This is a genomic window from Streptomyces sp. NPDC058092 (assembly GCF_042884935.1).
Lineage (GTDB): Bacteria > Actinomycetota > Actinomycetes > Streptomycetales > Streptomycetaceae > Streptomyces.
Window position 1 is genome coordinate 129,613 of sequence record NZ_JBHVSY010000003.1, and the last position, 7,559, is coordinate 137,171.

Sequence of the window (7,559 nt, forward strand, 5' to 3'; positions counted from 1 at the left end):
TGCAAGGAGCAGCACCCCGATGTCGTACGGAAGCCCACCCCCGTCCCCGTACTCCTCCTGGCCCGAACGGCCGCCGACGGCGCCCCGACGGCATCAGCCTCCGCCCCCGCAACTCCCCGATTACCTGCTGCCCTGGCAGAGTTCGGACCCCGTACCGCCCCCGGATCTGCCGGGACCGCCCGCCACCCCCGCGGCCGGAGCCCCCAGCCACGGCGACCTGCGCCGGCTGCGCACCGCGTACCGGCTGCTGCGGCGCATCACGACCCTGACCGCACTCGGCTACTTCGTCGTTTTCCTGCTGCTCTCGGGCTTCGCCAAGGACCTGATGGAGCGCCCGCTGTTCGGCGGCCTCAACATCGGCCTGACGCTGGGGCTCTGCCAGCTCCCGGTGACGCTGCTCGCCATCGTCCTGTACGAACGGACCGCCCGGCACACGGTCGACCCGCTCGCCGCCCGGCTCCGAAGAGCGGGAGCGGCGCGGTGAACGGATTCGACAACTCCGCGCGGTCGATGTCCCTGGTGGCGTTTCTCGCGGTGGCCACCGTGGCCCTGCTGCTCTGTGTGATGACGGGTCCGGACCGCGACGACCTCGACGAGTTCTACGCCGGCTCCCACTCGCTCTCGCCCCTGCAGAACGGCCTCGCCCTCGCGGGCGACTACCTCTCCGCCGCCACGGTTCTCAGCACCACCGGCATCATCGCCCTCACCGGCTACGACGGGACGATCCTCGCCCTGAGCATCACCCTCTCGCTCGTCCTGCTGATGTTCCTGCTGGCCGAACCCCTGCGCAACGTGGGCGGGTTCACCATGGGCGACCTGCTCGTGCGCCGCGCCCCCGGCCGCGCCGTCCGCATCACCGCCTGTGCGACCACCCTCGCCGCGCTCGTCCCGATGATGGTCGTCCAACTCGCCAGCAGCGGCGATCTGCTCGCCTTCATCCTGGGCTTCGACAGTTCGGGATTCCGCACCGGCGCCATCATCGGGCTCGGCATCCTGATGATCGCCTACGCGTCGATCGGCGGCATGAAGGGCACGTCACTGATCCAGATCGTGAAGACCGTGGTCCTCTTCGTCGCCGCCTTCACCATCTCCGTACTGGTCATGAACCGTTTCGGCTGGGACACCGGCGCCCTGCTCTCGGCCGCCCGGAACAGCAGCGGCGCCGGGGCCGCGTATCTGCGCTCGGGGCTCCAGTTCGAGGGCAGCGGACTCGACATGGTCAGCTCCGAACTGACCGTGGTACTCGGTGCCGCCTGCCTGCCCCACGTGGCCATGCGCATGACGAGCGGCCGCTCCACCCAGGCCGTCCGCCGCTCACTGTCCTGGGCGATCGCCGTGGTCGCCACGATCTGTCTCCTCGTCGTCGTGATCGGCTTCGGCGCGGGCGCACTCGTCGGCCACGACCGCATCAACGCCGCCGGAGCATCCGGAAACAGCTCGATCCTCCAGGTCAGCGGCATGGTCGCGGGCGGCGGCCAACTGGGCGCGCTGATCGTCACGACGATGACGACAGCGATCTTCCTGACGCTGCTCGCCTCCGTCGCCGGAATGATCCTCGCCTGCGCGAACTCCCTCGCACACGATCTCTTCGCCCACGGACTGCACGGGGTGCGCGACCCGGACAGAAAGCCACTGCCGCGCCTGTCCGAAATGCGTACGGCACAGGCCTCGGCGGTCGCCATCGGCCTGCTCGCCATCACCCTCGCCGTCGTGGCCAGACACTGGAACGTGCAGGCACTGGCGACGCTCTCGTTCTGCGTCGGCGCGTCGGCGCTGGCCCCGGCCCTCGTCTACAGCATGTTCTGGCGCCGCTTCACGCGCACCGGACTGCTCTGCACCCTGATCGTCGGCACCGTCACCGTCATGGTGCTGATCACCGGCACCAATCTGGTCTCGGGCTCACCCTCCTCGGTCTTCCCCGGTCACGACTTCAACTGGTTCCCGTTCACCACGACCGGCCTCGTCTCCATCCCGGCCGGATTCCTGGCGGGCTGGCTGGGCACGGTGCTCCCCCGATACACGGCGGCCGAGGCCCGCCGCCGGTACGACGAGGAGGAGCCCCGGATCCTGGCGGGGGTGCCACCGGCGCCCCGCCCCTGAGGACGGGGGCGCGGAGTCCGCAGGCGTCGGCCGGAGAATGGCGATCAGATGTCCAACAAGGTCACGACATCGGTGACAGGACGCCCCCGGGGTGAGCGCTCGGCAAGGCTCGACTTGCCCGAGCCGTTGCGCCCCACGACCAACGTCACACCGGGCCGGGGAGCGAGGTCGAGCTTCACCCTGGGCCCGATTCCGCGGAACCCGGTAACGGAGACCGAATCCAGATAGATGCGGCTCGCGGCCGATGTTGCGACCCGGGTTACCAACAACTAGGCGCTATTCAGCATCAGTTGGCTCGGCAAGGCACTCCGCCCACACCGTCTTCCCGAGGGGAGTGCGCGGAGCCGCCCCCCACCGGGCAGCAAGCGCACCGACGAGGACCAGCCCCCGCCCCGACTCCTCGTCATCGGCCGGCGTAAACGGGCCGACCGGCGGCAGCTCCGGGCAGGCATCGGAGACCTCGACACGGATCCGGCGAGCTCCCGTCTCGTACGTCACGCTCAGGAGGAAGTTCCGGCCAGGGACCCGGCCATGGCGCACAGCATTGGCCGCGAGCTCGGCCACCACCAGGGCGACGGTGCAGGAGACCTCCGACGCCGGGGAGAACTCCCACTGCCCGAGGTGCCTCACCGTCGCCTGCCGGGCGAGCCGGGCACCGCGCGCGGTGGACGTGAACTGCATCGAGAAGAAGCGCCGTTGGACGGCCGGGGGCGTCATTGCCTCGCGTCCTTCCGCATGCGAAGTGCCGTTCGACTCTCGCTCCGGCCCGTCGTCCGGCACAGTCACTGCCTTGAGCATGGTGCGGCCCATCCCGTCCTGTCATTCCTCGCGCATCCCACAGAGTGCGGAATTCGCTACGTTCCGCAGTCAAGAGTCGACCGGAACACCTAGGCTCAGAAGGTGACGAAGCATTACCTTCCCGGCCGTAAGCAGAGGAAGTGAAGCCATGGCCAAGGCGATCGACCCCCAGGAATCGATGGCCGCGCTGTTCGGTTCACGCGTACGCAAACTCCGTGCGGCGGCCGGGCTGACCCAGGCCGAACTGGGCAGGATGACACACGTCGTCAGCACCCGGATCACCCAGATCGAGCGGTCGTCCGGAGCCAAGCCGACCCAGACGCTGGCACAGGCCCTGGACACCGCACTGGTGGCGGACGACCTGCTGGTCGACCTGTGGCCGTTCGTCCACCGGGAGGCGTTCCCGGACTGGGCACAGACGTTCATGGCCCTCTCGGCGCGAGCGGCGGTGATCAGGGAGTACGCCGCACACGTGGTGCCGGGCCTACTGCAGACCGAGGCCTACGCACGGGCGGTACTGAGTGTCGGACGCACGCTCAAGAGCGAGGAACACCTGGAGGAGCGGCTGACGGCACGAATGGACCGCCAGCAGCGCCTGCGGTCCGTCGATCGTCCCGAGTTGTGGGTGGTCCTCGACGAGGCAGTGCTACGACGCCCGGTGGGTGGCCCGGCAGTCATGCGCGCCCAACTGGCCCACCTGCTGGCCGCGGCCGAGGAACCCCACATCACTCTGCAGGTACTGCCGTTCGCCCAGGGCGAGCACGCCGCCATGGGCGGATCCCTGACCGTTCTGGTCCTTCCAGGCGGCACAGAGGTCAGCTACACAGAAGGCGCGCACTACGGCCAGTTGATCGAGGATCCAGAGGAAGTCAGGCGCTTCGCGGTGACCTACGATCAGCTCCGGGCGGCAGCTCTGCCCCCTCTCATGTCGCTCGACATGATCCGATCCGCGATGGAGGACAACCACCGTGACGCGAGTGTCCCGTCCCGATCCGACCGCCGCCGCCTGGCGCAAAAGCAGCTACAGCAATCAGGAGGGAGGCAACTGCGTGGAAGTGGCGGACGGATTCCCCGGAGTCGTCCCCGTCCGTGACAGCAAGGCGGTCCACGGCCCGGCACTGGCCTTCGCCGCGCCCTCCTGGACCTCGTTCATAGCCGAATTGAAGAGAGACCGCCGCTTCCACCCCGGCCGGTAGTCGGCGGGCCCTCGGACCGGCCGACACGCTGCGGCATCCGAGGGACGGCACGTGGGCGGACATCCGGATACGCCGCCTGCGAGCGACAGGCCGGGTGATATGCAACGATGCGGGCCGATGCCACGGGAGGTGGACATGGTCGACAGATTCACGGACGGCTTCCTGACGCCCACGGAGACGTCCTCGTACCTGCAGATTCCGTCTTCGACCCTCACCGCCTGGCTGAACGGAAAAGCCGCCGGCGCCCCCCTGGTGCACGCGGTGGAACCGGTACGCAAGGGGCAACCCTCCGTACCGTTCATCGCGGTGGCCGAGGCCCACGTCCTGCGGTCCCTGCGCACCCTCGGGCTGCGGATGAGCGAGATCAGAGAGGCCGCAGCCGCCGTGCGGGATGCCTTCGACACCCCGTACGGCCTGGTCTCGAAGCGCATCGCGACGGACGGCGTGGACATCTTCGTCGAGCACGGCCTCGGCGACCTGCGCAGGGCGAGGGACGGCCAAGCACCCATCCACGAGGTCGTGGCCGAATACCTCCGCTACCTCACGTGGGAGGCGGACGACGATTTCCCGTCGAGCCTGCAACTCAGGCAGTACGGGGAGAAGGTCCCGGTCGTGATCGACCCCCGGTTCGGACGCGGGCTGCCGGTCGTCGCGGCGAACCATGTCTCCGTCAAAGCCATCACCGATCTGTGGGAGGCCGGGGAAAGTGTCGAGGACATCGCCTACGACTTCGACATGACTCCGGAGCAGGTGGACGCGCTCTGCGAAGCAGTGGTGCACCTTGCAGCCTGAGTTCTTACTCGACCGGAATTTCGGGCGTCGTGTAGCGGAGGAGTTGCGGGCACGGGGCTGGGTCGTCCACCGCATCGCGGACGTGTTTCCGGAAGACGGACAGCACATCCCCGACGAGGAGTGGATCACCCACGGCCTCGACCGTTCGTGGGTCCCGTTGACCAAGGACGGCCGCATCAAGACACGCGACCGGGAAATCCGGCCCGTCCTGGACCGGTCGGCCGTGCTCTTCTATCTCGACAACCAGCAGCTGCGCAGTATCGAGATGGTGCAGCGCCTCGATACCCATCGTTCCGCTGTCTACCGGGCGGTCGAGAAGGGCGGTCCGGCCGCCTATGCGATCCGGCACGACTGCATCGAGAACACCTGGCCGTGACGGCTCGACTTCCGTGACACCGAGTGCGAGGGCGTCCAGGCCCGGACCTCACTGAAGAACGCGATGTCACGCCGCCAGTCCTTGAGGCCGTCGCAGCCCGGTTCCACCTACGCGAATACCCGTGACAGTGACAGTGCACTGATCAGTCCTCCGTCGGGCCCACCCGCCCGGTGAGCGCCGCGAGGGAGTTCCGTACGTGCGCCATGTGCGCCTGCACCTCCTCGCGGCCCTCCTCGTGCTCCCGCAGAATCCGCTCCGTCTCCCGGACCACCCGCTCCTCACGGATCCTGGCCGCCGCGATCAGCTCCGCGCCCTGCGCCTCCGCGTCCTCCTGACCGTGCCGTGCGGCCTCCTCCGTCTCCGCCAGCGCCCGCCGCGCCTCGGCCAGACGGGCCTCCGCCTGCTCGGTCAGCTCGTCGTGCCGCGCCGCCTGCGCCGCCTCGGCCTCCACCACCTCACGTTCGGCCGCGCTCCACCGCTCGGCGTGCTCCTGCTCCTGGTGGGCCAGGACGCTCGCGGTGCGACGACGCGTCTCGGCCATCGCGGACTCCGCCAGCTCCCGCACCTCCGCGGCCTCCTCGCAGGCCTCGACGAGGGTCTGCTCGGCGGTGCCCCGGGCCGCGGACAACGTCTCGTCGGCATGTTTCTCGGCCGCTGTCCACATCGCCCCGGCGTCCGCGCGCGCCGACTCGCGAAGACCCCGGCCCGCCTCGTCCGCCGCGTCCCGCAACGCCTGCGCCTCCTCCTGGGCGGCGCCCTGGACGGCCTCGGCCTCGCCCTCGGCGAGCGCCAGGATCCGCTGGGCGCGCTCACCGAGCGACGCGTAATCCTGCGGGGCCAGCTGGGCGACGGCCTCACTCAGCCGCACCGACTCGGCCGACAACTCCTCCACCAGCGCGGTCAGCCGGGCCACCCGCTCCCACGCCTCGTCCCGCTCCGCCGACAGCGCGCCCACGGCCCGGTCCACCTGCTCCGGACGGTAGCCACGTCCCCGTACGCCGACGAAGCCATGCGCGGACACCGGTGCAGAACTCATCCCTGAAGCCTCTTTCCGACTCTCCGACCACCTGCAGTACGTCTAAGGATGCGGCAATTGCCACAGAAGTCGGAATCGATCAGCGACTTTCCGGACGGAAGCGACCGGCATCACAGACCGCGCACAGCACGGCGCCCGGTCCCCCTCTGAGGGGGACCGGGCGCCGTCCGCGGAAACCTGCCGGGTCAGATCAGTCCGTCCCACATCTGCTCGAGCAGTACGGACCACCAGTTCTCCGGCGACGCCAGCGCCGCCGCGTCCAGCGCCACCAGCTGGGCCTGGAAGTCGACCGTCCAGCGGCCCGCCTGCTCCGGATTGAGCCCGAACCGCAGCCGCCACATCCGGCCGAGCAGCGCCATCGAACGCTGGAACTCCGGCAGCCCGGTGTTCACGAACTGCGGCGCCACCGACTGCCCGCCGGGCCCTGCCTCGACCGGCACCGCCACGATGTTCGCGGTGCCGTACTGGACACAGATCGCCCGCCCGAAGTCGGACCCCATGACGAGATACGACCCCGCGTCCGGAGCGGCCTGCACTTGCCGCTGGGCGGCCAGCTCACCCAGCGTCGGCACCACCGGCTGACCCGGCTGCGCCCAGAAGAACGGCCCGAAGTCGGCGGGCAGCCCCGCCCACACCAGCGTCTGTGCGACGGTCTCGGGCACACCCTGACGCGACACCGCGCGCTGATCGAAGCGGAGGATGCCCTGCGGCCCGAAGGCCTGCAGCAGCTCCTGCGCAACGGCCTCCGGCGGCACCGGCGGCACGGGCTGCATCTGCGGCAACGGCGCCCGCACCGGCGCCGGACGCGCCGGCCCGTCCGCCACCTGATGCAGTTCGCCCTGATGGGTGAGCAGATGCTGCATGCCCTGCTGACGGCTGGCGTGATCGGTGCCGTACGGGGCGACGCTGGTGATCCGCACCTGCGGCCAGGTCTCCCGGATCATCCGCGCGCAGTACCCACCCGGCAGCTCGCACGACTCCAGCTCGGTGTGCAGCTCGATGACCTGCTGCGGCGGCACGTTCATGGCCCGCAGCTCGTGCAGCATCTGCCACTCGGGATGCGGGGTGCCGGGCGCCGAGCGGCGGATCAGCTGCTGCTCGCTGCCGTCGGGCGCGCGGTAGCGCAGCACGGCCTGGTAGCCGGGGCCGACGGTCGGCTGACCGACAGGTGCCTGCGGATACCCGTACGCCGGGGGCGGCGGCGTGGGGGCGCCGCCCTGCGGCATTCCGGGCGGACCGGGAGGGCCGGGCGGACCGGGCG

At 69.9% G+C, this 7,559-nt stretch carries 10 protein-coding genes; 6 read left to right on the forward strand and 4 right to left on the reverse strand.

Annotation, left to right across the window (positions count from 1 at the left end):
• Window positions 1–19: 19 nt before the first annotated feature.
• Together ACFVV1_RS06670 and ACFVV1_RS06675 are read left to right on the forward strand one after the other, a co-directional pair.
• Window positions 20–484, forward strand: a complete 465-nt coding sequence (locus ACFVV1_RS06670; protein ID WP_389985476.1) for a DUF485 domain-containing protein — start codon at window positions 20–22, stop codon at window positions 482–484.
• Window positions 481–2,100: a cation acetate symporter gene (locus tag ACFVV1_RS06675; RefSeq protein WP_389985479.1), complete on the forward strand. Its 1,620-nt coding sequence runs from the start codon at window positions 481–483 to the stop codon at window positions 2,098–2,100. The genes ACFVV1_RS06670 and ACFVV1_RS06675 overlap by 4 nt, the downstream gene beginning before the upstream one ends.
• 44 nt (window positions 2,101–2,144) lie before the next feature.
• On the opposite strand, the gene ACFVV1_RS06680 is transcribed toward ACFVV1_RS06675, so the two are convergent.
• Window positions 2,145–2,369 carry an AAA family ATPase gene (locus ACFVV1_RS06680; protein ID WP_389985482.1) on the reverse strand — a complete coding sequence of 75 codons (225 nt, stop codon included), beginning with the start codon at window positions 2,367–2,369 and terminating at the stop codon, window positions 2,145–2,147.
• 7 nt (window positions 2,370–2,376) lie between these two features.
• Window positions 2,377–2,817, reverse strand: coding sequence for an ATP-binding protein (locus tag ACFVV1_RS06685; RefSeq protein ID WP_389985485.1), 441 nt, complete (start codon window positions 2,815–2,817; stop codon window positions 2,377–2,379).
• Window positions 2,818–3,076: 259 nt separating this feature from the next.
• Here ACFVV1_RS06685 and ACFVV1_RS06690 point away from each other — a divergent pair, with 259 nt between their 5' ends.
• The 4 genes from ACFVV1_RS06690 to ACFVV1_RS06705 all read left to right on the forward strand — a co-directional run bounded on the left by ACFVV1_RS06690 (window position 3,077) and on the right by ACFVV1_RS06705 (window position 5,262).
• The gene (locus ACFVV1_RS06690) at window positions 3,077–3,991 is read left to right on the forward strand and encodes a Scr1 family TA system antitoxin-like transcriptional regulator (RefSeq protein ID WP_389986348.1); all 915 of its coding nucleotides are present in this window, start codon (window positions 3,077–3,079) and stop codon (window positions 3,989–3,991) included.
• Window positions 3,954–4,094 carry a DUF397 domain-containing protein gene (locus ACFVV1_RS06695; RefSeq protein WP_389985488.1) on the forward strand — a complete coding sequence of 47 codons (141 nt, stop codon included), beginning with the start codon at window positions 3,954–3,956 and terminating at the stop codon, window positions 4,092–4,094. The genes ACFVV1_RS06690 and ACFVV1_RS06695 overlap by 38 nt, the downstream gene beginning before the upstream one ends.
• A 135-nt stretch (window positions 4,095–4,229) precedes the next feature.
• Window positions 4,230–4,886: a DUF433 domain-containing protein gene (locus ACFVV1_RS06700; protein ID WP_389985491.1), complete on the forward strand. Its 657-nt coding sequence runs from the start codon at window positions 4,230–4,232 to the stop codon at window positions 4,884–4,886.
• Window positions 4,887–4,929: 43 nt separating this feature from the next.
• Window positions 4,930–5,262 carry a toxin-antitoxin system, toxin component, PIN family protein gene (locus tag ACFVV1_RS06705; protein WP_389986351.1) on the forward strand — a complete coding sequence of 111 codons (333 nt, stop codon included), beginning with the start codon at window positions 4,930–4,932 and terminating at the stop codon, window positions 5,260–5,262.
• A gap of 142 nt (window positions 5,263–5,404) precedes the next feature.
• On the opposite strand, the gene ACFVV1_RS06710 is transcribed toward ACFVV1_RS06705, so the two are convergent.
• Complete coding sequence (locus ACFVV1_RS06710; RefSeq protein ID WP_389985494.1) at window positions 5,405–6,298, reverse strand: cellulose-binding protein; 894 nt, start codon at window positions 6,296–6,298, stop codon at window positions 5,405–5,407.
• Window positions 6,299–6,483: 185 nt separating this feature from the next.
• A partial coding sequence (locus ACFVV1_RS06715; RefSeq protein WP_389985497.1) for an SUKH-4 family immunity protein occupies window positions 6,484–7,559 on the reverse strand: 1,076 nt, incomplete at its 5' end.